The following is a 22,421-nucleotide window of genomic DNA, read 5'->3' as shown; positions in this document are numbered from 1 at the left end:
CACCATATGGGGGAGCGGTGTTGACCTGTTCCGCCGCCTCCCCCAAACGCCGGAGCCATGCGCTTCTTCTCGGACAATGCCGCCCGTATCCATCCCAAGGTGATGGAGGCCATCGTCGCCGCCGACCAGATGGACAGTGCCTATGACGGCGACCGCTGGTCCAAGGCGCTGGACGGACGGCTGTCGGAGCTGTTCGGCACCGAGGTAGAGGTGTTGTGGGTGCCCACCGGCACCGCCGCCAACTGCCTGGCGCTGGCCGCGCTCTGCCCGCCCCATGGCGGCGTGGTCTGCCACCGCGATTCGCATATCCAGAATGACGAAGGCGGCGCGCCCGAATTCTACACGCACGGCGCCAAGCTGATGCTCGCCGATGGCGAGGGCGCCAAGCTGACCCCCGACACGATCCGGTCGGTGATCGACGCCATCGCCAATGACGTGCACCGGGTCCAGCCGCATGCCGTCTCGATCACCAACGCCACCGAATATGGCCGGGTCTACAACCCCGACGAGGTCGCCGCGATCGGCACGCTGGCGAAGGAACGGGGGCTGAGCTTCCACATGGACGGTGCGCGCTTCGCCAATGCGGTGGCGCGGCTGGGCTGCACGCCCGCCGCGCTGACCTGGCAGTCGGGCGTGGACGCGCTGTCCTTCGGCTTCGTCAAGAACGGCGCGATGAGTGCCGAGGCCTTGGTCTTCTTCAAGCCCGGCTTGGCCGACACCACCCGCCGCCGCCGCAAGCGCGCAGGCCTGCTGATGTCCAAGGGCCGCTATCTCGCCGCGCAGGTGCTGGCGATGGTCGAGAACGACCTGTGGATCGCCAACGGCGCGCTCGCCAATGCCTGTGCCGAGCGGCTGGCGGGCGCGGCCGGGGAACGACTGGTCTATCCGGTCGAGGCGAACGAGGTCTTCCTGCGCGCCACGCCCGAGGAAGCCGCCCGCTTGCGTGCGCAGGGCTTCGACTTTTACGACTGGGCGGAGGGAGAAATCCGCCTCGTCACCGCCTGGGACACGGACGGCCAGCATGTCGCGCGTCTTGCCGACGCGATCGCCGCCCTGGATACGAGCACGACATGAGCGAGTTCGACACCGCCCCCCGCTCGACCCGCGCCGCCGTCCTGATCCCCTTTGCGATCGTCACGCTGATCTGGGGATCGACCTGGCTGGTCATCCGCGACCAGATTTCGGTCGTCCCCGCCACCTGGTCGGTCAGCTATCGATTCCTGGTCGGCGGGCTCGCCATGGGGGCCTTCGCGCTGGCCCGGCGGGAAAGTTTCCGCCTCGGCACCACCGGCCTGCTGTTCGCCGCCGGGATAGGGCTGTTCCAGTTCGTCCTGAACTTCAACTTCGTCTATCATGCCGAAGGCTACATCACCTCCGGGCTGGTCGCGGTGATCTTCGCGATGCTGCTGATCCCCAATGCGGGGTTCGCGCGCCTTTTCCTGGGACAGCGCATGGGGCGGCAATTGCTGCTCGGCTCCGCCATCGCGATGGCGGGGGCGGCGCTGCTGTTCGTGCACGAGGCGCGGGTCGATCCGGCGGGACCGGCGCGCGCGCTGACCGGTATCGCGCTGACCATCGTCGCCATCCTGTCCGCCTCCACGGCGAACGTCATGCAGGCGACCAAGACCGCCAAGCGTTTTCCGATGCACGCGACCTTGAGCGTCGCGATGCTGATCGGATCGGCGCTGGATGCGATCATCGCCTATAGCCTGAACGGCCCGCCGGTATTCGAGATGCGCACCGGTTATGTGCTGGGCATCCTCTATCTCGGGCTGTTCGCCTCGGCGTTGGCCTTTCCGCTCTATTACCGGGTGCTGCGTGCGATCGGCCCGGCCAAGGCGGCCTATTCCAGCGTGATCGTGCCGGTCATCGCGATGAGTCTGTCGACGGTGTTCGAGGGTTATCGCTGGTCGCTGCTGGCGGGCGCGGGCGCGGCGGTGACGGCGGTCGGGCTGGTTATCGCGCTCAAGGCGCGCAGGCCCAACCGGTAATCGGGATAAAGCGGGCGCCAGTTCAGCACCCGCTTGGCCTTGCCGTTCGCCACCCGCCGGTTCTCGGCATAGAAACCGCGCGCCGCCGCCGACAGGCTCTCCAGCGGCACGAGCGGCGGCGGCGCCACCCCCGCCAGTTCGGCGGCATAGGCGACGACCGCATCCTGGTCGCACGGGAAATCGTCGGACAGGTTATAGGCCCCCGCAGGCCCGTCGAACCCGGCGATCACGCCCGATAGGATGTCGGCGATATGCACCCGGCTGAACACCTGCCCGGGCAGGCCCACGCGGTGCGCGCGACCGGCACGGACCCGGTCGATCGGCGAGCGGCCGGGGCCATAGATGCCGGGCAGCCGGAACACCCGTGCACCCAAGCCCTGCCAGTCCGCATCCGCCGCCGCCCGTGCCGCGCGCCGCCCCGAGCCGATGGGGGCGGTCTCGTCCACCCAGGCGCCGCCGGTATCGCCATACACGCCGGTCGAGGAGAGATAGCCGATCCAGGCGCCCGATTTCGCAAGGGCCGCGCCATATGTGACCAGCACCGGATCGACCTCCCCCTCGGGCGGGACCGAGGACAGGATATGCGTGGCGGCGGCGACCTGCGCCTCCACGCCGTCACGGTCGTCGAAACGGATCGTACCGCCGCGCCCGTCGCGGGTCGTCCCCATGACGGACCAGCCGCGCCCCTCCAGCAAGGCGGCCAGGTGACCGGCGGCATAGCCCATGCCGAAGACGAAGAGACGACCGACCAAACTCAAACCTCCGTTCGTGCTGAGCGAAGTCGAAGCACACGGACCGGCAGTTCCGCATTGCCTTCGACATCGCTCAGGCGGAACGGATGGAGGGCGGCTTGGCTGCAAGACGCCTCACCGCTGCTCACTTCGCTGCCATCGGCCCCTTGTAGAGCGTGCCGAAATAATCGCCCTTGTTCCACACCGGCCGCTCGGGCGCGTCGGCGATCTCGCGGGCGATGGCGTAGTTGACGCTGACGAAGCGCGGCCCCTGGCTCCAGTCGATGCCCTGGTCGATCTCGTCGCCGACACGGTGATAGCGGTGGCTCATGAAATCCTCGACCGCGGCCTTGCCCGGCCCCTTCTGACCCGGCCACAGGAAGACCGAGGGGATGCCCTTCTGCACGAAGCGGAAATGGTCGGAGCGGACGAAGATGCCCTCCTCCGGCATCGGATCGGGCGAGACGGGCAGGTCCATCGCCCCCACCGCCTTGCGCACGATCGGCCCCAGCGTCGAGCGGTCCGCGCCGAACACCACCATATCCTCGAACTTGTAGGTCAGGATCGGCATGTCGAGATTGACGTCGGCGACGATCGACTTGAGCGGCACGGTCGGGTGGTTGGCGAAATAGTCGGAGCCGACCAGCCCCTTTTCCTCCGCCGTCACCGCCAGGAACATGACGGTCCGCTTGGGCGCGGCGGCAGCCTTGAAGCGCTTGGCCTCCTCGATCAGGCTGGCGATGCCGATGGCGTTGTCGAGCGCGCCGTTGTTGATCCGGTCACCCTCGCCGCCCTCATTGGTGCCGATATGGTCGAGATGCGCGGACAGGACGACGACCTCGTCCTTCAGCTTCGGGTCGCTGCCGGGGATCAGACCGATGACGTTGCTGCTGTCCATCGGCTTGAAGCTGGTCTTGGACGCGACCGTCAACTGGCCCTTGGCGGTCAGCGGCTTATAGCCGGGCTTCGGCGCGGCGGCGGCCTTGACCACCGCGTCCCAACCCTTGCCGAACAGCTTGGCGGCGCCCGTCTGCGACAGGGTGCCCAGCACCGGGGTCGTCGGCGTCATCGCATGGGCGGTGCCGTCCGGGTTCGCCCAGGTCACGCGCGGCGCGTTGTAATAGCGGGCCAGCATGGCGAAGGGCCGCTGCCGCCCCCCGGCGCGCGGCATGTCGATCTGGATCGCACCGACCGCGCCGCGCGCCGCCGCCAGCGAGGCCTTGTTCCCCGCCGATCCGAAAAAGGCGCGCTCCTCGCCGCCCAGCCCCTCGGGCGTGCCGGGGACGAAGGCGACGATCTTGCCGCGGACGTCGACGCCCTTGTAATCGGTCAGGCCATATTGCGCGGCATCAATGCCGTAACCGACAAAGACGACCGGCGCCGACAGGCTGGTTTCCTTCGCATTGGGCACGGGCGAGGGCACGAAGTCCTCGCCGAAGACCAGTTCCTGCGCCTGGCCGCCCGCCGGGGTCCACATGGCGCTGCCCTTGTCGGCGACATTATACGCGACCAGCGGCACCTTCTGCAGATAGCCGCCCTGGTCGCCGCCCGGCCGCAGCCCCGCCGCATAGAATTGCGCGGCGACATATTGCGCGGCGATGTCATAGTCGCGGGTCCCCGCCTCGCGTCCGGCCATCGCGTCCGACGCCAGGAACATCACATGCGCCTTCATCGCGGCCTGATCCTCGGGCAGGGCGGCGGTGATGACGGCATTGCGTTCGGCCGGGCTGCGCTGCGCCTTCGCCTCGACCGGCGCGGTGCTAGCGGCTTGATAATGCAGGTGATCGTGATCATGCGCGATCGCGGCGGTGGACAGGAGAAACAGCGGCAGCAGAGCCGTCGATCGCGACATGCAGGACCTTTCGGGGAAATGGTGTGGCACAGGCGTATCACGCCATCCGGGCCGATCAACCCCGCCCATGACGCACCGTTCCGGTTTTTCATGGCCAGCCCGGTGGTCGCAGCGGGTGCGCGCGGCTATATTTCCGTCATGGACATTCAGCGCAGCGCCGCCCAGCCCAGCATCACCCCCGCCGCCATCCGGCGCGAGGATTACAGCGCTCCCGCCTGGGAGGTGCCGCAGATCGCGCTGGACTTCGCGTTGGACCCCGCTGACACCCGCGTCCACGCCGCGCTGACCGTCACGCGCAGCGGCCCGCATGACGAACCCCTGCGGCTCGACGGTGCCGGGCAGACGCCGCTGTCGGTCAAGGTCGATGGCGTGGCCGTCAACGACTGGCGGATCGAGGGCGAGCAGCTGGTCGTGCCGCTCACCGGCGATTCCCATGTCGTCGAGACCGAGGTGTCGATCGCGCCCGAAAGCAACACCCAGTTGATGGGTCTCTATGCTTCGGGCGGCAATCTCTGCACCCAGTGCGAGGCGGAAGGGTTTCGCCGCATCACCTGGTTCCCCGATCGGCCCGATGTGCTGAGCGTCTATCGGGTGCGGATGACGGCGGACCGGCTGCGTTACCCGGTGCTGCTGGCCAATGGCGATCCGATTGCCCAGGGCGAGAATGGCGACGGCACGCATTGGGCCGAGTGGCACGACCCCTTCCCCAAGCCCTCCTATCTGTTCGCGCTGGTGGCGGGCGACCTGGCGGTCAATGCCTCGACCTTCACCACGATGAGCGGGCGCGAGGTGCAACTGGGCATCTGGGTCCGCGCCGCCGACATCGCCAAGACCGACCATGCGCTCCACGCGCTGAAGCTGTCGATGGCGTGGGACGAGCGCGTCTATGGCCGCGAGTACGATCTCGACGTGTTCAACATCGTCGCGGTCGACGATTTCAATTTCGGCGCGATGGAGAATAAGGGGCTGAACATCTTCAACAGCCGCTACATCCTGGCCGACCCCGACACCGCGACCGATTACGATTACGACGCGATCGCCGCCGTCGTCGCGCATGAATATTTCCACAATTGGTCGGGCAACCGGATCACCTGCCGCGACTGGTTCCAGCTTTCCCTGAAGGAAGGCTTCACCGTCTATCGCGACCAGTGTTTCTCCGCCGACCAGGGATCGGCGGCGGTCAAGCGGATCGAGGATGTGCGCGGCCTGCGCGCCAGCCAGTTCCCCGAGGATTCCGGTCCGCTCGCGCATCCGGTACGCCCCGAAAGCTATATCGAGATCAGCAATTTCTATACGGCGACCATCTATAACAAGGGCGCCGAGCTGATCCGCATGATGGCGACCATGTTGGGGCCGGTGAAGTTCCGCGCCGCCACCGACCTGTATTTCCATCGCTTCGACGGCACGGCCGCCACCTGCGAGGATTTCGTCGCCTGCATGGAGGAAGCGGGCGGTGTCGACCTGTCGCAATTCCGCCTCTGGTATTCCCAGGCGGGCACGCCGCGTGTCTCGGCGGGCCTGTCCCACGAACCCGGCGGGGGCCGCGCCGAGCTGCGCCTGGCTCAGCACGTCCCCGCCACGCCGGGGCAGACCATGAAGCAGCCGATGCTGCTGCCGCTCAAGGTCCGTTTGTTCGGCGCGGAGACCGGCCGCCCGCTGACCGACGAGACGCTGGTCCTGCTCGACCAGGTGGCCGAGACGATCGTGTTCGAGACCATCACCGAACGTCCCGTCCTGTCGATCAATCGCGGCTTTTCCGCCCCCATCGTGGTCGAGAGCGACCGCACGGCCGAAGACCTGGCCTTCCTGTCGGCGCATGACGACGACCCCTTCGCCCGGTACGAAGCGATGCAGCAGCTGATGCTCGACACGCTGGTCGCGGGCACGATCCATGGCGAGATGAAGGGCGAGGCGGTGATCGACGCCGTCACCCGCACGCTCGAGGCCGAGGGGCTGGAAACCGCCTTCCTCGCCGAGGCGGTGCTGTTGCCGTCGGAGAATTTCATCGGCGACCAGCTCGCCACGGTCGACCCGGACGCGATCCATGCCGCGCGCGAGGCGCTGCGCACGCAACTGGGCCAGGCGCTGCTGCCGACCTGGCGGCGGCTTTATGCCGAGCTGGCGCAGGGTTCTTACGTCTATTCGCCCGAGGCCAAGGGGCGGCGGCGCCTGCGCAACGTCGCGCTCGGCTATATCGCGGCCAGCGGTGCGGAAGACGCCGCCGCGCTGGCCTTCGCGCAGTTCGAGGCGGCCGACAACATGACCGACCGGCAGGCGGCGCTGACCACGCTGGTCAATTCCGACGCGCCCGAGCGGGAAGAGGCGCTGGCGCGTTTCCATGCGCGCTATGCCGGTAACGGGCTGGTGCTCGACAAATGGTTCCAGACCCAGGCGCTGTCGTCGCGCAGCGACACCGGCGCGGTGGTCGAGCGGCTGGTCCGGCATCCCGACTTTACGCTCGCCAACCCCAATCGCGCGCGGGCGGTGCTGGGGGCGTTCGGGGTGAACCAGCGCGCGTTCAACGCCGCCGACGGTTCGGGCTATCGCTTCCTGTCCGAGCAGTTGATCGCGCTCGACCGGCTCAACCCGCAGACCGCCGCCAAGCTGCTGCCGCCGCTCGGCCGCTGGCGCCGGTTCGACGCCAAGCGCTCGGCCCTGATGCGTGCCGAGCTGGTGCGGATCGTCGAGACGCCGGGCCTGTCGAAGGATCTGTTCGAGCAGGCGTCGAAGAGCCTGGACTAACCTTATTCCTCCCCTTGCAGGGGAGGTGGCAGGCACAGCCTGACGGAGGGGTGTCCCGCTCTCGATATGGCGACACCCCTCCACCGTCCTTCGGATGGTCCCCTCCCCTTACAGGGGAGGAATGTTACTGGGCCTTGGCGGTCAAAAACCCTTCCATCACGATCCAGCGATAAAAGGCGTCGAACCAGCCGGTGCTGGTCGTCTTCTTCGGATACATGCCGAAGCCGTGGCCGCCCTGGCCGTAGAGATGGAACTCGACCGGCTTCTTCGCGGCCATCCACTGGTCGATCAGCCCGAAGCCTTTGCCCGCGAACAGCGGATCGTCGGCGGCGATCGCGGCGAACATCGGCGGCGCGTTGGCGGGCACCGTCATCGGCTGAAGCGGGCCATAGATGTCGCCGATAAAGGCGGGCTTGGCCTGTCCGTCGAGGACGGTCGCGACGGTCAGCATCGCACCCGCCGAAAAGCCGACCATGCCGACGCGGGTCGGATCGACCTTCCACTCGCCCGCCCGCTGGCGGACCAGCGCGAAGGCGGCGCGGGAATCAGCGATCTGGGGCGCGAGGCCCTTCAACGCCTCATCCGGGTTTGGCCGCGCGGCGGGGCGCGCCACGCTGGAGAACATCGCCGCCATCGATTTTTCGAACTCGCCCATATCGGCGGGCGTCTGGTTCAGCCGGTATTTCAGGACGAAGGCGGCAATGCCGCGATCGGCCAGCGCCTTGGCCACGTCCCAGCCTTCGTTCTGCATCGACAGGGTACGGAAACCGCCGCCGGGCGCGACGATGACGGCGGCACCGGTCGCCTTGGCGGGATCGGGCAGGAAGGGGGTGAGCGTCGCCTCGGTCACGTTGCGGGCGAACACGCTATTATACTGGCTGTGCCAGCTTTCCTTGTTCTTCGCACCCGGCAACGGCCCGGTGTTCAGCGGAATGGCGGTCGGCTGTGCGGGTATGGCGATCGGTGCCATCTTGTCGGCCTGCGCCATGGCAGGTGCCGCCACCGAGAGCGTTAGCAAAGCGGCCAGCGCATGGCCGGCCCAGCGTTTGGACTTCATATCCCCTCCTGTCCTCCGTGGGTTATGTCCCTACGGTCGGACGGGGATGGTACGCTTCGCGGCGTAGGGCGCAAGGGGTAATGTTAAGGCTAACAATTTGGGTTAGTGGGGGGCGTGGGTTTCGACTGCGCTCACCCTGAGCGAGGTCGAAGGCCAAGGGAAACCCTCAGAACAACCGCCCCCCATTGGGTACAGGCAAATCCGGCGCGATCAGCACCACCTGCCCCTCCGCATCGGGAAAGCCCAGGGTCAGCACCTCGGACATCATCGGCCCGATCTGGCGCGGCGGAAAATTGACCACCGCCGCCACCTGCCGACCGACCAGGGTCTCCGGCGTATAATGCCGCGTGATCTGCGCCGAGGAGCGCTTCACGCCGATCACATCGCCGAAATCGATCGTCAGCTTGATCGCGGGCTTGCGCGCTTCGGGGAAAGGTTCGGCGGCGATGACGGTGCCGACACGGATGTCGACCGCCAGGAAATCCTCGATCCCGATACGGGTGGCGGGGGCGTCAGAAGTCGACATTGTCGTAATGCGACGGCGGGGTGACCATCTCCATCCGCTCGGACAGCAACGGGCGGAAGGAGGGGCGGCTTTTCAGCCCGCGATACCAGCGCGCGGTCTGTTCATGCCCCTTCCAGTCGATGCCGCCCAGATAGTCGGCGACCGAAATCTGCGCCGCCGCCGCCAGATCGGCGAGACTCATCGTCGCCCCGCCCAGCCAGTTGCGATGGTCGAGCAGATAATCGGTGTAATCGAGATGCCCGACCGCCGCCTTCATCGCCTCGCGTAGGCCCTTGGCATCGGGGCTGCCGGTGCGCGCGACGCGCTTGACCATGCGTTCGTGAAGCAGCGGGCCGGTCACGTCCTGATAGAAATGCGTGTCGAACCACGTCACCAGCCGCCGGATTTCGGCGCGACCGACGGCGGTGCCGTTGATCATCGCCGACTTTTCGACCGTTTCCTCGAAAAACTCGCTGATCGCCATCGAGTCGACCAGCAGCACGCCACGCTCCTCATCGACCATCACCGGGGTTTGCCCGGCAGGGTTCATGTCGAGAAACTCGTCGCGCCGCTGCCATGGCGACTCGCGCACCAACTCGTATCCGACGCCCTTCTCGCCCAGCAACAGCCGGACCTTGCGCGAAAAGGGACAGAGCGGGAATTGGTAGAGTTGCCACATGCCGCCCACTTAAGCGGGCGGAACGCGCGACGCCAACCCCGATGGCGTGCTTTTCACCCTTTCCCGCGCGCAGGGCGACGCTTTCATCTTTTTCCGCGCGCGGGGCGACGCAGGCGCCGCTGCCCAAGCACGACACCGCTGATCGACAGCACCAAACCGGCCAGCGACCAGAGCCACATCCAGCCGGTCCAGACCCCATGATGCGCGGTCAGCCACGGCCAGTCCCAGGTGTGGAGCAGCGTATAGACCCAGCGATAGGCGCGCCGTACTTGGTCCTGCCGCTCGACAAGCGCTCCGCTGTCGGGATCGACATAAAGCCAGGTCGCCGCCGCATCGTCGAACCGCAACCGCCAGAGCGGCAACCGCGTCGCGTCGGTCCAATAGAAGTCGGGTCGCGCCAGCCACTCGCGCGCCACCCGCCGTCCGCCCGGCACCAGCATCGCCGCGCGTAACGGATCGGCGGCCTGGGCGGGGGCTAGCGTCGCCTGCTCCAGCCAGTGCGGATGCGGCGCGGCACGATCGATCGCGATCCGCGCGAACCCCGCGTCCCCGCTCCACTCGACCGTGCGGGCATCCGGTGCGATCCGGGCCAACCGGTTCAGGTCGTGCGGTTGCCCCGCCTGCCCGGCATAGGCCCGCATCATCGCGGCAGGCGACTCGCCCCCGGCAAAGGCGTGCCCCGGATCGACCGACAGCCAGCCGCTGACGATCCAGCTGGTCAGCATCGCAGCCCCCGCCAGCCCGCTGACATGGTGCCAGAGCATCCAGCCGCGATAGGGCGTCACCCGCCCGCCCCGATAGCGCCGCCGCCCGGCGCGCAGCCGCAATATGCCGACCCACAGGCCGGTCAGCGCCACCGCGATGCACGGGCCCGCCACCCACATCACCGCCTGCCGCCAAGTCTCGCGGTCGCGGCGCAATAGGGTCGGGTATATCCAGTGCGGCACCGAGCCCAGCCAGTTCCAGAACCGCTGGCCCCGTGTCGTCCGCTGCACCGGCTGGCCGGTCAGGCTGGAGATATAAAGTTCGGTCCCCGCCGCATCGGCCAGCGCGATCTTCCACAAGGGGCGATGCCGGTCGAAACCGTTCGCCACCGTCCATTGGTCGTCTGCGATCCGCTCGGCATGGCGGACCGGCCCTGCAAACCGCGTGGCGACGCGTGCGGCGAGGGCGGCATCGACGGGAGCGACCGCTCCGCCGTCCGCCGACAGGATGCGGGTGTCGCCATCACGGCTCTCGATCCGCCAGACCGGTGCGGCGTCGCGCATCTCCAGCGTGATCCGCCGGGCGTCGGGTGCCACGGGCGGTCGGCCGACCCGCGCCCAGTCGATCGGTTGCGCGTGCTTCCAGTTCTCCGCCGGGCGCAGCGACGGATAGGGCACGTAAAGCATCACCAGTCCGCTGGCGAACCATATGGCGAAGAACAGGCAGGTGACGATCCCGACCCAGCGATGGGTGAGGAAGGCGAGCCGCAATGCCGCCTTCCCCCAGGGCCGGTCAGAACCCCGCACGGACGCCGATGTCCAGCGCGCGCGGGCGACCCAATATCCATTGCTGGTCGCCATAGGCCGTCACCGCATAGGGTTTGTCGAACAGGTTATAGGCGCGGACATCGACCGCCAGATGCGGCGTCAGCGCATAGGACAAGGTCGTGTCCACCGTCGCATAGCCGGGGATGCGGAACGCCTCGCCATTGTCCGAAAAGCGACGCCCGACATAACGCAGCCCGGCGCGCGCCTGTAGCTTGGCCGTGGCATCCCAGCGCAGCCAGAGATTGGCCAGCGCCTCGGGCACGTTCGGCGGGGTGCGGCCGCTATAATCCACGCCGCCGGAGCGGAAATCGTCGAACCGCGCATCGAGCAGCGTGCCGTTTGCATCGATCCCGAAGCCCTGCGGCAGATCGAGCGTCACCGCCGCCTCGACGCCCTGCGACGATCGTTGCCCGACCTGCTCGACGGGGCTCGCCAGCGTGCGCTGGGCGAGCAACCCGGTCTTGACGATGCGATAGGCCGTCAGCGTGGCGGTGCCATGTCCGCTCGCGAACAGCCATTTGGCCCCCGCCTCGACCTGGTTCCCGCGCGCGTTGCTATACTGCACCTGCCCGGTCGACACGGTGGTCAGCGTGCCCAGCGGATCGACGCCCGTGGCATATTGCGCATAGAGCGACAGGGTCGGCACCGGTTGATAGACCAGCCCCGCGCGCCACGTCGCGTTGCGGAACGTCTTTTCCAGCACGAAGCGATCCGGCGTGGCGACGGTCCAGCGACGGACATTGTCCACCTCGTAACGGACGCCGCCGACCACCGACCATTTCGGGCCGAGCGTTACCCGATCCTCGGCAAACACCGCCAGTGCGGTGGTGCGGGTGCGATAGCGTGGGGCGATTCCCTGCGTATCGAGGAAATGACCGGGATCGAAGGCGAAGGGATCGACCGCATCGATCTGCTCGACCGAGCCGAAGTCGTTCTCATGGGTGAAGCGGACCAGATTGGCGTCCACCCCGACGACCAGCGCGTTGGCGATGCCCGGCGCGAGTCCCGTGCGCCACGTCACGCTGGCCTGATCGCCCCATTGGGTCAGGTCGTGACGGATGCCGTAATTGCTGCTCCGCCGGATCGTGGCCGGAATACCCGTCGATCCGTCCGCGCACGCGCCGCTCGCACCGACCCAGCAATAATTCTCCAGATTGCGCCAGAAACGGTCGCTGGTCAGGACATAGGCGATGTTGGACAGGCTGACCGCGCTGCTGGGACTCCAGTCGACCCGGATCGAGGCGCGGTCGTCGCGGTACCGCATCCGCCCGTCGCCGACATTATAGTTGCGATCCCGCCCCCGAAGGTCGAGCCGCCCGTCGATCAGCGGGGTGCCGAAATAGGGCATGGGCCGCTGGTCGCCATGATCGCCGCGCACCGTCACCGCCAGTGTCGCGGACGGCGACCAGCGCAACGTCCCCGACAGCGCGACGCTGTCCGACTGCCCCCGATCGACATAGCCGTCGGACCGGCGATAGCTGGCATCCACGCGGTAACCCAGTGTCGGTGTCAGCGGCCCGCCCAGCCCGGCGGCGGCGCGGAAACTGTCCTGCCCGCCAAAACCGATCTCGGCCTGGCCATGGGTCTGCGCGGTGGGCGCGCGCATTACGACATTGACCGCGCCGCCCAGCGCGCCCTGCCCGTAGAGGACCGAGGCAGGGCCGCCCAGCACATCGATCCGCTCGACCATCCAGGGATCGGTCGGGAAGGTGATCGTCCCCGCCGCCGGGAACAGCCGCACGCCGTCGACCAGTTGCAGCACCGATCCCTGCCCCGAAAAGCCGCGCGCGGCCAAGGCCGTGCCGCCATTGCCCGGATTGGCGACGCTCGACAGGCCGGGCGCGCGCGTCTCCGCCTCGACGATCGACACATCGCCGCGGGCGCGGATCGTCCCGCCGTCGAGCGATGCGATGCTGGCGGGCGTCTCCATCGGCGTCAGGCCCAGGCGACTGCCGGTGGCATTGGGTGTGTCGAGCGCCTGTTTCTCCCGCGTGCCGATCACCAGCACGGTGGCGTCGCCCCCCTGTTCCTCCGCCTTTTGCGCGCTTGCCTGCGTCGCCCCCAGCAGAAGCGCCGCGCCACCCCACAGGACCATAGGAACCTGTCCGAATCTGTTACGATATATCATTTCAAAGCCCATAGCGTCTTGTCGCGAACAAGCCGAGGCCTTGCCGCCCGATTTCGGGCAGCCGGGTGACCTGCGTGCGGCACGCCGTTTTCCGCATTCCACAGGGCCACCCATGCGCCTCCGCCACTTATGGCGTCGCTCGTCGGAACAGACCTAGCCTCGACCATCCCCTGGACCGGGCATGAGCGACCTGACGCCGGCAGGTCTCCTGGCTCACGGGTCGTCGCGGACGGATGCGCCTTCCCAGGTTGCCCCAGTGGCTGGATCGCCCATGGCCGATCCGTGCATCGCCGCTCACCGCTTACAGTTGCAGGGACAGCCGCGGATTTGGGGAGCCAAGCCCCCTCACCGTGTTCCCTTTTAATCTCCCTTGTCGGGAGAACCGGCGCGATCATATCGCCGGATCATTCCGGCCTCGTATCGCTACGCGGCGGCGACGGAGGGCGTCAAGCGGGATGAGGTCGCGGCGTCGTTGCGCTATGGCGGCGGCATGGCACGCAGGAACCGTTATCTGATCGCGACGATGCCCGATGGCTATGTGAAGACGATAGGCCCGACATCGCAGCCCTTCACCCATTATTGGCGGATCGTCGCCGATCTGGGCGGGGGCAGGACCGAAGTGTTCTGGGGCCATGCCAAGTCGCGCAAGGCGGCGGTGGCGAACGATGCCGCCATGGCGGAAGCGGTGCGGCAGCGCGGCTGGGTCGGGTATCGGTTCGAGGTCGTCGAACTGGTCGAGGCGGATGTGCCGCCTGAAACCATGAAGAAATCCTCCCCTGGCAGGGGAGGTGGCAGGGCGAAGCCCTGACGGAGGGGTGTCGCCCTCTCGATAGCGGGACACCCCTCCGACGCGCTGTGCGCGCCACCGCCCCTTTCAGGGGAGGAATATAATAAGGGCAGGGACGCATCGCCCCTGCCCTTCCCGTTACTTCTTCGGCTTGTCCTGGCCCGAGGCGTCGGACACGGCCGCACCGGCCGAACGCAGGTCGCGGCCTGCGCCGTTCACGGTGTTGCAGGCCGACAGGGTCAGGACGGCGAACAGGGTAGCACCCAGAGCGATCTTCTTGGTCATGACGATCTCCTCGAAAAAAGGGGGGTGCGGCGGGCCCGATACGCTGGCCCGCCGCGGGTACTCAGCGCAGACGACGGCGGCTGGCCGCCGTTGCGCCAAAGGCGGAGGCACCGGCGCCGACCAGCAGCGCGAGCACCAGGAGGAACGAGGTCTTGGCACCGGCGCCGGCGGCGGCATCGGCGGCCTGCTTGGCCTTGGCGACGGCTTCGTTCTTGGTCTGGACGAATTCGGCCTTGGCCTGATTCACCTGGGCCTGGGCCTGGTCGCGGCCGATCTTGCGCTGGGCGGCGACGATGTCGACCACGCGCGCTTCGGCCCGGGCGCCGTCCGCACCGCCGCGCGCCATGGCGGGCAGCTGCTTGGCGACTTCCTTCTGCGCCTGTTCCGGGGTCATCTGCGCCGGATCGGCGGGCGTTTCGGTCAGATATTTGGCGGCTTCGGCCTGCACGTCATTCTGATCGACGCCCGCGACCTGCGCGACCTTCGGAGCAGCCGCGCCCACGGTCGAACCGGCGGCACCCGCCACCGCGCCGACGGTACGGAACGCGCCACCGATGATCCCGCCGACCGCCGAGGTCAGCAGATACATGGTCAGGAGCAGGGTGACGCCCCACACGACCAGACCGTGGACCAGCGCATCGAACTTCTCGGTCACGCCCGACACGCGCGCCGCGGCATAGCCACCGGCGCCCAGCGCCACGACGGTGGTGATCAGCCAGTACAGGCCCGCCCCGATGCCGAAGCCCGCCGCGCCCGGCGTCGAACCCTGAACCGGGTCGACCATCGACAGGCCGATGCCGGTGCCGAGGATGCCCATCACCAGCTGGACCGCAACCGCGATCACCACACCGGCAAAGATCGCGCCCCACGAAATGCGACGGGTCGCGCGGACGATCGCGCCCTCTTCCACCGGCGCATAGCCGGGCGTTACATGCGTAGCCATATTCACTCCTGTTCTTTCGGTTCTTGGGCGGGACCGGCCTTTTTGGTGCGGGCCGCCGCCTCTTGTTCCTTGCGCCCCTGGCTGATGGCGGCGTCGTCGCCGATCAGCTTCCCGATCGTCTCGCGTGCCGCCCCTTTGGCATGACGCACGCGATCGGTCGGATTCCTGAAATTCTTGTCGCTCATGCGGGCACCTCCCGTCGGCCAAGCGCACCCTCGCCGTCGAAGCCGCGCGCATGCGCCCAGGCGGTGGCGGCGGTGCGGCGGTTGACGCCGATCTTGGCGTAGATGCGCGCGACATGGTTGCGCACCGTGTTGCCCGACACGCCCAGCGCCCGCGCGATGCTCTTGTCGTCCAGCCCGCGACAGATCAGGCCGAGCACCTCACGCTCGCGCGCGGTCAGGTCGTCCAGGCTCGCGCCGCCCAGTTCGTCCTGCGGCGCGCGCAGCCGGGCCAGCTTGTCCATGATCGACCGACTGAACCAGCTGGTGTCCTTCATCACCGCGTCGATCGCCTCGACCAGCTCCAGCTCGGTCGCCTTGCGCTGGGTGATGTCCTGGAACGCCCAGAGGACGCAGGTGTCGCCGCCCAGCGTGATCAGCTCGGTCGACACCAGGCAGTCGCTGCACCCGCCGTCCTTAGCGACGATCCGCGCCTCGACCCCGCGCAGGTCGCGACCGTCGTCGATCGCGGCCTCGATCTCGGCCTGTGCCGCGTCGTTCGCCCACAGCCCGACATCGGCCAGCGAGCGCCCGATGATCTCGGTCGTGCCATATCCGGTCAGCTCGGCGAAACTGGCATTGACCTCGCACAGCACATGGCCGTCGCGCGCACCGATCGCCATCGGCACCGGCGCCATCTGGAAGGTGCGGGTGAACCGCTCCTCGCTGTGGCGCAGCGCCGACTCGGCCTTTCGGCGCGGCTCCAGATCGGCGAAGGTGAACAACATGCAGGGCTGGTCCCCCATGTCGATCGGCTGGCCCGCAACGATGACCAGCTTGGTCCCGCCGCCCGGCAGCGCCAGTTCCGCCTCCATCTGCGGAATGGTCCGCCCCTCGGCCAGCCGCTCCTTCGCCAGCTCCAGCCGCTCGGCCCCGCGCAGCACGTCGATGTCGTAGACGGTCCGGCACAGCACCTGGTCGCGCGGAAATCCGGTCATCTCGACAAAGCCCTGGTTCACCTTGACGAACCGCAGATCGGCCAGACGACAGATGATCGCGGGCGCCGGGTTGGCGTTGAACGACTGTTCGAACCGATCCTCCGCCTCATAACGGGCGGTGACGTCCTGGATGATCAGGACGACGCAGGTCGGCTCGCCGTCATCGCGGTCGTTCAGCACCAGGCTGCGCACCTGATGGACCCAGCGCGGGTCCTTTTCGCCCTCGACCGCGACTTCGACCACCACCTCGGAGAAGGACTCGCCCGCCGCGACCCGCTCGACCGGATAGTCGTCGGCCTCCAGCCGGTGATTGTTCCGGTAGCGCAGGCGGAAGCGGCGGCGATACTCATCCACCGTCCGGCCCAGCTGTTCCAGGCGTTCGACCCCGTGCATCGCCAGCGCGGCGTCGTTCGCCCAGAGCAGGCTCTGGTCGGGATCGACCAGGATCACCCCCTCGTCCAGCCCCGCGACGATCTGTCGCAGGTGCCGGAGGTCGACGGTATCCCGCATGGTGGCAAGCGAGGGCGCCAAGCTGTCCGGCCCTTAGTCCCGGCGTCCGTGGATCAGCGCGGCGAGCGCATAGCCGCCCAGCGCCGCGACGACGGCCCAGACCACGCCGTTATTGCTGTTATTGGCGCGCACCGCGTCCACGGCCTTTTCCGAGCCGCGACGCGCGGCCGCGACCGACCGATCGGTGGCCTCGCCGATCCGCTCGCGCGCTTCCTCGATCAGGCTGGGGGTGGCATCCGCCACATCGCCCGCAACCGACTGGGCACGACCGAACAGATGCTCGGCGCTGCCCGCCACCTGATCGGTGACGCCCGCCACCTTCCAGTCGCGGCTGTCGACCGCATCGCCGATCGTCTTTTCCACCTTGCCACCGAAATGGCGCGCATTGCCGTGCAGTTCATGCTTGTTCATCGTTCGTCTCCGAAAATGAAATGAAAGGATGTCAGGGAGCCACGCCGCAGGTGGCGGCGGCCTTGCCGACTTCCAATGCGATCTTCGGGTCCTTGATCTCGCCTGCGACCCGGATCAGATCGCCTGCGGTCAGCTGGCCGGGATTTGGATCGTCACGGCGATAAGCCGCGGCGGCATTGCCCAGCTGTTGCAGCTGCCCCAGCGACAGGTTGCGCTCCAGCCGCTGGCCGACACAGGTCGAACGTTGGCTGTCCAGGCCATAGCGCTCCAGCCCGGTGGCGATCCGCGTCGATGGCGGGGTGCACGCCACCGCGACGAGCGCGATGCCGATGCTTGCGAGGATTTTGGCCACCCGGTTGCTCCCATGCGACCGGCGGCGAAATGCGACCGATCTGGCCGGGTACAACTTATGATAAGTTAAGCCGTTCCTGGTATTTTTGCGGGAATGGTTGGTAGTCTTCTACCAGTTTAAAGGCGCCGGCGGGCATATACGCCGGCGCGCGGCGCGATCACCCATTCGACGAACGTGGCGGCGCCGCAAAGGATTTCACAGGCAAGCCATTGTCTCCGCTTTGTTTTTTGCCAAACCGCCTTGTGTGATCGGGCCATAAACGGCACCATCCCCCCCTCCGACATGGTCGAAATGAACCAACGGATGACGAGGGAGGATGATCGATGAAGATCCTGTTGGCGGCCGCCTTAACGGTGACGATGGCCGCATCCATGGCCCCTGCTCAGACCACGCCCCAGACCGCCCCACCGGCGGTGATCGAGGATTTCCGCCCCTCTTCGCTCAACCAGCCTGGCCAGTCCTATCCGCAGGTCAATTCGCAGGGATATGCCCGTTTCCGCATCACCGCCCCCGATGCCAAGGCGGTGAAGGTCAGCCTGGGGCTGGGCGGACGCGGCGGCACCGTCCTGACCAAAGGCTCCGACGGCAGTTGGACGGGAACGTCGGAAGGCCCGCTTGACGAGGGATTTCATTATTATCATCTGACGGTCGATGGCGGCACCTTCAACGATCCGGGGACGCTGAACTTCTATGGCTCGACCCGTTGGGAAAGCGGCATCGAGATTCCGGCGCATGACGCGGATTTCTATGCGCTGAAGGATGTGCCGCATGGCCGGGTCGAACAGATCCTGTTCCCGTCGCCCAGCACCGGCGCGCCGCGACGCGCTTTCGTCTACACCCCGCCCGGCTATGACCGGAACACGCGCGATCGCTATCCGGTGCTGTATCTCCAGCATGGCTGGGGCGAGGATGAGACCGCCTGGTCCAATCAGGGCCATGCCAACCTCATCATGGATAATCTGATCGCGGCCGGGAAGACGCGACCGTTCCTGATCGTCATGACCTATGGCATGACCAACACCATCCGCCCCGGCGCGCCCGGCGGTCTGGCGAGTTTCGACATCCGCCCCTTTCAAACCGTGCTGCTGGACGAGTTGATCCCCTATGTCGACGGGCATTACCGCACCCTGTCCGACCAGCGCCACCGCGCCATGGCCGGGCTGTCGATGGGCGGCTTCGAGACGAAGTTGATCGCGCCCAGGCACCTCGACCGTTTTGCCTATATCGGCCTGCTCAGCGGCGGCACCATGTCGCCGGAGGATGTAAAGGCGACGCCGGGTTATCGGGACAAGGTGAAACTCACCTTTGTCAGCTTCGGAAGTCGCGAACTGGAGGGAGGGCGCAGCGGTCCGCCCGGTGGCCCACGCAGCGATCCCCGCGCCAATGCCGTCGCGCTGACGGCCGCCGGGATCAGGAATGTCTTCTACGTCTCGGAGGGCACGGGCCACGAATTCCAGACGTGGCGGCGCAGTCTTCAGGCGATGGCACCGCTGCTGTTCCGGGACTGAGGAGGAGGGACGGCGGTCGTGCGGACCGCCGCCCCTTTCGGATCGTCAGTTCCGCAGGCTGTCGGGCACGATCCCGCCATTTTCGGCGAGCTTGGCCATCACCGCCTTGTGAAGCGCGATATTCTGCTCGGCCGAGCCGTCCTCGGCGGCATGCACGCCCAGTTCATTGGCCAGTTCCTTGCGTGCCGACAGACTCGAATCCAGGTCGAGCAGCTTCAGCAGATCGACGATAGAGCTCTGATAATTGCCCCCGCCGCCCTTCATCGACGCCATTTCCGACAGGACCGCACCGACATCCACATTCTGCGGTGCCGGGGTCGGGGCCGCGACGGGGGCCGGAGCCGGTGCGGGGGCAACGGCGGGTGCGGGTTGTGCCTGGGCCGGTGCGGGTGACGGTGCAGGGGCGGCTTCGGCCTTGCTGCCATGGTGGAATATCTTGTTCAGGATATTGCCGAAAATGCTCATCGGGTGGTTCCTTCGCTGATCGGATGAGACGATGCCCGCTCTAACGACGCAAGCGCCCTGCGGGTCCGCTCCCTCGACGAGATGGCCCCTGCGGGAACGTCATGGCGCGACAGACGCTTAGACAGCATCTGTCGTCTTTTCAGGGGTTTGCCATGACCATCCGTTCGACCTTCATTGCGACCACCGCCCTGCTTGCGCTGGCGGCCTGTGGCCAGAAGCAGGACAATTCGTCGACCTACACGACGAACAGTGCCGATACGTACAACCAGGCGGATGCGTCCGCCCCCGCCCCGGCACAAACCCCTGCCACAAGCGCGGCGCAGAGCTTCGTGAACACGGCCGCGGCCAGCGACGCCTTCGAGATCGAGACGTCCAGGCTCGCGCTCACCAACGGCGCTTCGGCCTCGGTGAAGTCCTATGCCCAGAAGATGATCGACGCCCATACCGGCTCGACCGCCAAGTTGAAGACGCTGACCGCCGGGATGAGCCCGGCGCTGACCCCCGATGCGACGCTGAACGCGCAGCAGCAGGCGACGCTGGACCAGTTGAAGTCGCTGAACGGCAAGGCCTTTGACGCGGCGTATATCGCCGCGCAGACGTCGGGGCATCAGCAGACGCTGGATGCGCTGAAGGGATATGCGACGACGGGCGACGCCCCTGCGCTGAAGAGCTTTGCGAGCGATCTGGTGCCGACGGTGACGGCGCATCTGAACATGGCGAAGGGTCTGAAGGCGTAAGGCAGGGTTGCGACGTTTATCGATCTGCGGATCGGCTGGAGGGGCGGGCATGGCGAAGGCCATGTCTGCCCCTTTTCGCATGGGGCAAGGTGGGCCGCGTGATGCGTGGTGCCATGTTCGGCCGGGGTTGAGGGCGTCGTATGCCTCAAACGACAACGCCGCCCGTGGGGGCGGCGAGTGGTGTGTGGTGATGGTTGCGGGGGCAGGATTTGAACCTGCGGCCTTCAGGTTATGAGCCTGACGAGCTACCGGGCTGCTCCACCCCGCGACGTCAGCTGAGCCGCACGGCGGCACGCGTGCATAGCGTGGTGTCGTGGGGCTTAGCGCCCCGGGCCGATATGCCCGAGGAAACATGTGAATGGGTTTTTAGTATTCGCGGACTGTAATGCCTGGCGACGCCCTACTCTTCCACTGCTTGAGCAGTAGTACCATTGGCGCAGTCGGGTTTCACGGCCGAGTTCGGGATGGGATCGGGTGGGACACCGACGCTATGGCCACCAGGCAATAGAGTCCGCGAATAACAATCCCCATCAAGTGGTACTTGATGGGGTCCCCGAGGAGAGGAGGCCTCGCTTCGGGGGGTGTGGGTATAAAATCGATGCGTGCACTGGCTTGGTAATGACCGCACCCTGCCATCGTAGCCCAGGGCTGATGGTGGGGGTGTGGAGCTCTCAAGCGCGAATAGGACAATTAGTATCGGTTAGCTCCATGCGTTACCGCACTTCCACATCCGATCTATCAAGGTCGTGGTCTTCGACCGTCCTGAGAAATCTTATCTTGAGGGAGGCTTCCCGCTTAGATGCTTTCAGCGGTTATCCCGTCCGTACATAGCTACCCTGCTGCGCCGTTGGCACGACGACAGGTACACCAGAGGTACGTTCAACCCGGTCCTCTCGTACTAGGGTCAACTCCTCTCAAATTTCGACGCCCACGGCAGATAGGGACCAAACTGTCTCGCGACGTTCTGAACCCAGCTCACGTACCACTTTAATTGGCGAACAGCCAAACCCTTGGGACCTGCTCCAGCCCCAGGATGTGATGAGCCGACATCGAGGTGCCAAACAACCCCGTCGATATGAGCTCTTGGGGGTTATCAGCCTGTTATCCCCGGCGTACCTTTTATCCGTTGAGCGATGGCCCTTCCACGAGGGACCACCGGATCACTATGACCGACTTTCGTCTCTGCTCGACTTGTCAGTCTCGCAGTCAGGCTGGCTTATGCCATTGCACTCTAACAGCCGGTTTCCAACCGGCCTGAGCCAACCTTCGCGCGCCTCCGTTACTCTTTAGGAGGCGACCGCCCCAGTCAAACTACCCGCCACAGAGGGTCCCTGTACCGGTTTCACGGTACGAGGTTAGACATTAAACAACAACAGGGTGGTATTTCACCTATGGCTCCACATCGGCTGGCGCCAATGCTTCAAAGCCTCCCACCTATGCTACACAGTTCTTGTCCAATGCCACTCTGAAGCTGCAGTAAAGGTGCACGGGGTCTTTCCGTCTAACCGCGGGTACTCCGCATCTTCACGGAGAATTCAATTTCGCTGAGCATGTCCTGGAGACAGTGGGGAAGTCGTTACGCCATTCGTGCAGGTCGGAACTTACCCGACAAGGAATTTCGCTACCTTAGGACCGTTATAGTTACGGCCGCCGTTTACCTGGGCTTCATTTCAGAGCTTGCACTCCTCCACTTAACCTTCAGGCACCGGGCAGGCGTCAGGCCCTATACGTCGTCTTGAAGCCGACTTAGCAGAGCCCTGTGTTTTTGCTAAACAGTCGCTACCCCCTGGCCTGTGCCCCCCATGAGAGCTTGCGCTTACATGGGGCCTCCTTCTTCCGAAGGTACGGAGGCAATTTGCCGAGTTCCTTCAGGACACTTCTCTCAAGCGCCTTGGTATACTCTACCTGACCACCTGTGTCGGTTTCGGGTACGGTCTATACGGTGGGGCTATTTCCCGGGACAGTTTCGAAGCCTGACCAATCCGATAAGGTCAGACAACACACACCATCCGTCACACACCACCAGGCCCACGAATATTAACGTGGT

20 protein-coding genes, 1 tRNA gene, 2 rRNA genes and 1 riboswitch (1 of these 24 running past the window's edge) are annotated in these 22,421 nt (G+C 66.4%); of the genes, 6 read left to right on the top strand and 17 right to left on the bottom strand.

What is annotated here, in order from left to right:
- The first annotated feature begins 57 nt into the window (after positions 1–57).
- Together ACQR50_RS00860 and ACQR50_RS00855 are read left to right on the top strand one after the other, a co-directional pair.
- Positions 58–1,074: a threonine aldolase family protein gene (locus ACQR50_RS00860; protein ID WP_428969442.1), complete on the top strand. Its 1,017-nt coding sequence runs from the start codon at positions 58–60 to the stop codon at positions 1,072–1,074.
- Positions 1,071–1,991: a DMT family transporter gene (locus ACQR50_RS00855; protein WP_428969441.1), complete on the top strand. Its 921-nt coding sequence runs from the start codon at positions 1,071–1,073 to the stop codon at positions 1,989–1,991. The genes ACQR50_RS00860 and ACQR50_RS00855 overlap by 4 nt, the downstream gene beginning before the upstream one ends.
- On the opposite strand, the gene ACQR50_RS00850 is transcribed toward ACQR50_RS00855, so the two are convergent.
- Positions 1,901–2,716, bottom strand: a complete 816-nt coding sequence (locus ACQR50_RS00850; RefSeq protein ID WP_428970609.1) for an NAD(P)-dependent oxidoreductase — start codon at positions 2,714–2,716, stop codon at positions 1,901–1,903. The two genes, ACQR50_RS00855 and ACQR50_RS00850, sit on opposite strands and share 91 nt — an antisense overlap.
- 151 nt (positions 2,717–2,867) lie before the next feature.
- On the bottom strand, positions 2,868–4,574 hold the full coding sequence (locus ACQR50_RS00845) for a M28 family metallopeptidase (RefSeq protein ID WP_428969440.1): 1,707 nt from the start codon (positions 4,572–4,574) through the stop codon (positions 2,868–2,870).
- Between the two features lie 138 nt (positions 4,575–4,712).
- On the opposite strand from ACQR50_RS00845, the gene pepN reads away from it, so the two are divergent.
- Positions 4,713–7,316 carry an aminopeptidase N gene (pepN, locus tag ACQR50_RS00840; protein WP_428970608.1) on the top strand — a complete coding sequence of 868 codons (2,604 nt, stop codon included), beginning with the start codon at positions 4,713–4,715 and terminating at the stop codon, positions 7,314–7,316.
- A 124-nt stretch (positions 7,317–7,440) separates the two neighbouring features.
- Here the strand turns inward: pepN and ACQR50_RS00835 are convergent, their stop codons facing one another.
- The 5 genes from ACQR50_RS00835 to ACQR50_RS00815 form a co-directional block, all read right to left on the bottom strand.
- Positions 7,441–8,373: an alpha/beta hydrolase gene (locus ACQR50_RS00835; RefSeq protein WP_428969439.1), complete on the bottom strand. Its 933-nt coding sequence runs from the start codon at positions 8,371–8,373 to the stop codon at positions 7,441–7,443.
- 166 nt (positions 8,374–8,539) lie between these two features.
- Positions 8,540–8,899, bottom strand: a complete 360-nt coding sequence (locus ACQR50_RS00830; protein ID WP_056432448.1) for a tRNA-binding protein — start codon at positions 8,897–8,899, stop codon at positions 8,540–8,542.
- Positions 8,886–9,557 carry a glutathione S-transferase family protein gene (locus ACQR50_RS00825; RefSeq protein ID WP_007405605.1) on the bottom strand — a complete coding sequence of 224 codons (672 nt, stop codon included), beginning with the start codon at positions 9,555–9,557 and terminating at the stop codon, positions 8,886–8,888. Before ACQR50_RS00825 ends, ACQR50_RS00830 begins: the two co-directional genes overlap by 14 nt.
- Positions 9,558–9,640: 83 nt before the next feature.
- Positions 9,641–11,068: a PepSY domain-containing protein gene (locus tag ACQR50_RS00820; RefSeq protein ID WP_428969438.1), complete on the bottom strand. Its 1,428-nt coding sequence runs from the start codon at positions 11,066–11,068 to the stop codon at positions 9,641–9,643.
- Positions 11,055–13,184 (bottom strand): TonB-dependent receptor, encoded by a 2,130-nt coding sequence (locus ACQR50_RS00815; RefSeq protein WP_428969437.1) that lies wholly within the window; start codon positions 13,182–13,184, stop codon positions 11,055–11,057. The genes ACQR50_RS00820 and ACQR50_RS00815 overlap by 14 nt, the downstream gene beginning before the upstream one ends.
- Before the next feature lie 214 nt (positions 13,185–13,398).
- Positions 13,399–13,619, bottom strand: a riboswitch (cobalamin riboswitch).
- 88 nt (positions 13,620–13,707) lie between these two features.
- On the opposite strand from ACQR50_RS00815, the gene ACQR50_RS00810 reads away from it, so the two are divergent.
- Complete coding sequence (locus ACQR50_RS00810; RefSeq protein ID WP_428969436.1) at positions 13,708–14,025, top strand: hypothetical protein; 318 nt, start codon at positions 13,708–13,710, stop codon at positions 14,023–14,025.
- Between the two features lie 117 nt (positions 14,026–14,142).
- On the opposite strand, the gene ACQR50_RS00805 is transcribed toward ACQR50_RS00810, so the two are convergent.
- From ACQR50_RS00805 to ACQR50_RS00780, 6 genes are all read right to left on the bottom strand, one after another.
- Positions 14,143–14,289, bottom strand: coding sequence for an entericidin A/B family lipoprotein (locus ACQR50_RS00805; protein ID WP_076714508.1), 147 nt, complete (start codon positions 14,287–14,289; stop codon positions 14,143–14,145).
- 61 nt (positions 14,290–14,350) lie between these two features.
- A complete protein-coding gene (locus tag ACQR50_RS00800; protein ID WP_428969435.1) occupies positions 14,351–15,232 on the bottom strand; it encodes a hypothetical protein in 882 nt (293 codons plus the stop codon).
- Between the two features lie 2 nt (positions 15,233–15,234).
- Positions 15,235–15,417, bottom strand: coding sequence for a hypothetical protein (locus ACQR50_RS00795; RefSeq protein WP_219018332.1), 183 nt, complete (start codon positions 15,415–15,417; stop codon positions 15,235–15,237).
- On the bottom strand, positions 15,414–16,901 hold the full coding sequence (locus ACQR50_RS00790; protein ID WP_428969434.1) for a PAS domain S-box protein: 1,488 nt from the start codon (positions 16,899–16,901) through the stop codon (positions 15,414–15,416). Before ACQR50_RS00790 ends, ACQR50_RS00795 begins: the two co-directional genes overlap by 4 nt.
- Before the next feature lie 33 nt (positions 16,902–16,934).
- The gene (locus ACQR50_RS00785) at positions 16,935–17,312 is read right to left on the bottom strand and encodes a CsbD family protein (RefSeq protein WP_428969433.1); all 378 of its coding nucleotides are present in this window, start codon (positions 17,310–17,312) and stop codon (positions 16,935–16,937) included.
- A gap of 31 nt (positions 17,313–17,343) precedes the next feature.
- Positions 17,344–17,664: a hypothetical protein gene (locus ACQR50_RS00780; protein ID WP_042487616.1), complete on the bottom strand. Its 321-nt coding sequence runs from the start codon at positions 17,662–17,664 to the stop codon at positions 17,344–17,346.
- Between the two features lie 323 nt (positions 17,665–17,987).
- Here ACQR50_RS00780 and ACQR50_RS00775 point away from each other — a divergent pair, with 323 nt between their 5' ends.
- Positions 17,988–19,172 carry an alpha/beta hydrolase-fold protein gene (locus ACQR50_RS00775; protein WP_428969432.1) on the top strand — a complete coding sequence of 395 codons (1,185 nt, stop codon included), beginning with the start codon at positions 17,988–17,990 and terminating at the stop codon, positions 19,170–19,172.
- 45 nt (positions 19,173–19,217) lie between these two features.
- Here ACQR50_RS00775 and ACQR50_RS00770 read toward each other — a convergent pair whose 3' ends face one another.
- Positions 19,218–19,637: a DUF3597 family protein gene (locus tag ACQR50_RS00770; protein ID WP_428969431.1), complete on the bottom strand. Its 420-nt coding sequence runs from the start codon at positions 19,635–19,637 to the stop codon at positions 19,218–19,220.
- Positions 19,638–19,789: 152 nt separating this feature from the next.
- Between ACQR50_RS00770 and ACQR50_RS00765 the strand changes: the two genes are divergently transcribed.
- Positions 19,790–20,374: a DUF4142 domain-containing protein gene (locus tag ACQR50_RS00765; protein WP_428969430.1), complete on the top strand. Its 585-nt coding sequence runs from the start codon at positions 19,790–19,792 to the stop codon at positions 20,372–20,374.
- Between the two features lie 191 nt (positions 20,375–20,565).
- Here ACQR50_RS00765 and ACQR50_RS00760 read toward each other — a convergent pair.
- From ACQR50_RS00760 to ACQR50_RS00750, 3 genes are all read right to left on the bottom strand, one after another.
- Positions 20,566–20,642: transfer RNA gene (locus ACQR50_RS00760), tRNA-Met, on the bottom strand.
- Between the two features lie 119 nt (positions 20,643–20,761).
- Positions 20,762–20,876: ribosomal RNA gene (gene rrf, locus ACQR50_RS00755) — 5S ribosomal RNA — on the bottom strand.
- Between the two features lie 168 nt (positions 20,877–21,044).
- Positions 21,045–22,421 (bottom strand): 23S ribosomal RNA (locus ACQR50_RS00750) (it continues 1,446 nt past the right edge of the window).

The organism is Sphingomonas sp. Xoc002 (genome assembly GCF_050408055.1).
GTDB lineage: Bacteria > Pseudomonadota > Alphaproteobacteria > Sphingomonadales > Sphingomonadaceae > Sphingomonas > Sphingomonas yabuuchiae.
The sequence above is the reverse complement of the archived record's forward strand: the minus strand, read 5'-3'. Positions and strand labels throughout refer to the sequence as shown.

Excerpts from the sequence above, each read along its gene's own strand:
- ACQR50_RS00860 (WP_428969442.1), top strand. The coding sequence starts at position 58 with ATGCGCTTCTTCTCGGACAATGCCGCCCGTATCCATCCCAAGGTGATG.
- ACQR50_RS00855 (WP_428969441.1), top strand. The coding sequence starts at position 1,071 with ATGAGCGAGTTCGACACCGCCCCCCGCTCGACCCGCGCCGCCGTCCTG.
- ACQR50_RS00850 (WP_428970609.1), bottom strand. The coding sequence starts at position 2,716 with ATGGGCTATGCCGCCGGTCACCTGGCCGCCTTGCTGGAGGGGCGCGGC.
- ACQR50_RS00845 (WP_428969440.1), bottom strand. The coding sequence starts at position 4,574 with ATGTCGCGATCGACGGCTCTGCTGCCGCTGTTTCTCCTGTCCACCGCC.
- pepN (WP_428970608.1), top strand. The coding sequence starts at position 4,713 with ATGGACATTCAGCGCAGCGCCGCCCAGCCCAGCATCACCCCCGCCGCC.
- ACQR50_RS00835 (WP_428969439.1), bottom strand. The coding sequence starts at position 8,373 with ATGAAGTCCAAACGCTGGGCCGGCCATGCGCTGGCCGCTTTGCTAACG.
- ACQR50_RS00830 (WP_056432448.1), bottom strand. The coding sequence starts at position 8,899 with ATGTCGACTTCTGACGCCCCCGCCACCCGTATCGGGATCGAGGATTTC.
- ACQR50_RS00825 (WP_007405605.1), bottom strand. The coding sequence starts at position 9,557 with ATGTGGCAACTCTACCAATTCCCGCTCTGTCCCTTTTCGCGCAAGGTC.
- ACQR50_RS00815 (WP_428969437.1), bottom strand. The coding sequence starts at position 13,184 with ATGGTCCTGTGGGGTGGCGCGGCGCTTCTGCTGGGGGCGACGCAGGCA.
- ACQR50_RS00810 (WP_428969436.1), top strand. The coding sequence starts at position 13,708 with ATGGCACGCAGGAACCGTTATCTGATCGCGACGATGCCCGATGGCTAT.
- ACQR50_RS00805 (WP_076714508.1), bottom strand. The coding sequence starts at position 14,289 with ATGACCAAGAAGATCGCTCTGGGTGCTACCCTGTTCGCCGTCCTGACC.
- ACQR50_RS00800 (WP_428969435.1), bottom strand. The coding sequence starts at position 15,232 with ATGGCTACGCATGTAACGCCCGGCTATGCGCCGGTGGAAGAGGGCGCG.
- ACQR50_RS00795 (WP_219018332.1), bottom strand. The coding sequence starts at position 15,417 with ATGAGCGACAAGAATTTCAGGAATCCGACCGATCGCGTGCGTCATGCC.
- ACQR50_RS00790 (WP_428969434.1), bottom strand. The coding sequence starts at position 16,901 with ATGCGGGATACCGTCGACCTCCGGCACCTGCGACAGATCGTCGCGGGG.
- ACQR50_RS00785 (WP_428969433.1), bottom strand. The coding sequence starts at position 17,312 with ATGAACAAGCATGAACTGCACGGCAATGCGCGCCATTTCGGTGGCAAG.
- ACQR50_RS00775 (WP_428969432.1), top strand. The coding sequence starts at position 17,988 with ATGAAGATCCTGTTGGCGGCCGCCTTAACGGTGACGATGGCCGCATCC.
- ACQR50_RS00770 (WP_428969431.1), bottom strand. The coding sequence starts at position 19,637 with ATGAGCATTTTCGGCAATATCCTGAACAAGATATTCCACCATGGCAGC.
- ACQR50_RS00765 (WP_428969430.1), top strand. The coding sequence starts at position 19,790 with ATGACCATCCGTTCGACCTTCATTGCGACCACCGCCCTGCTTGCGCTG.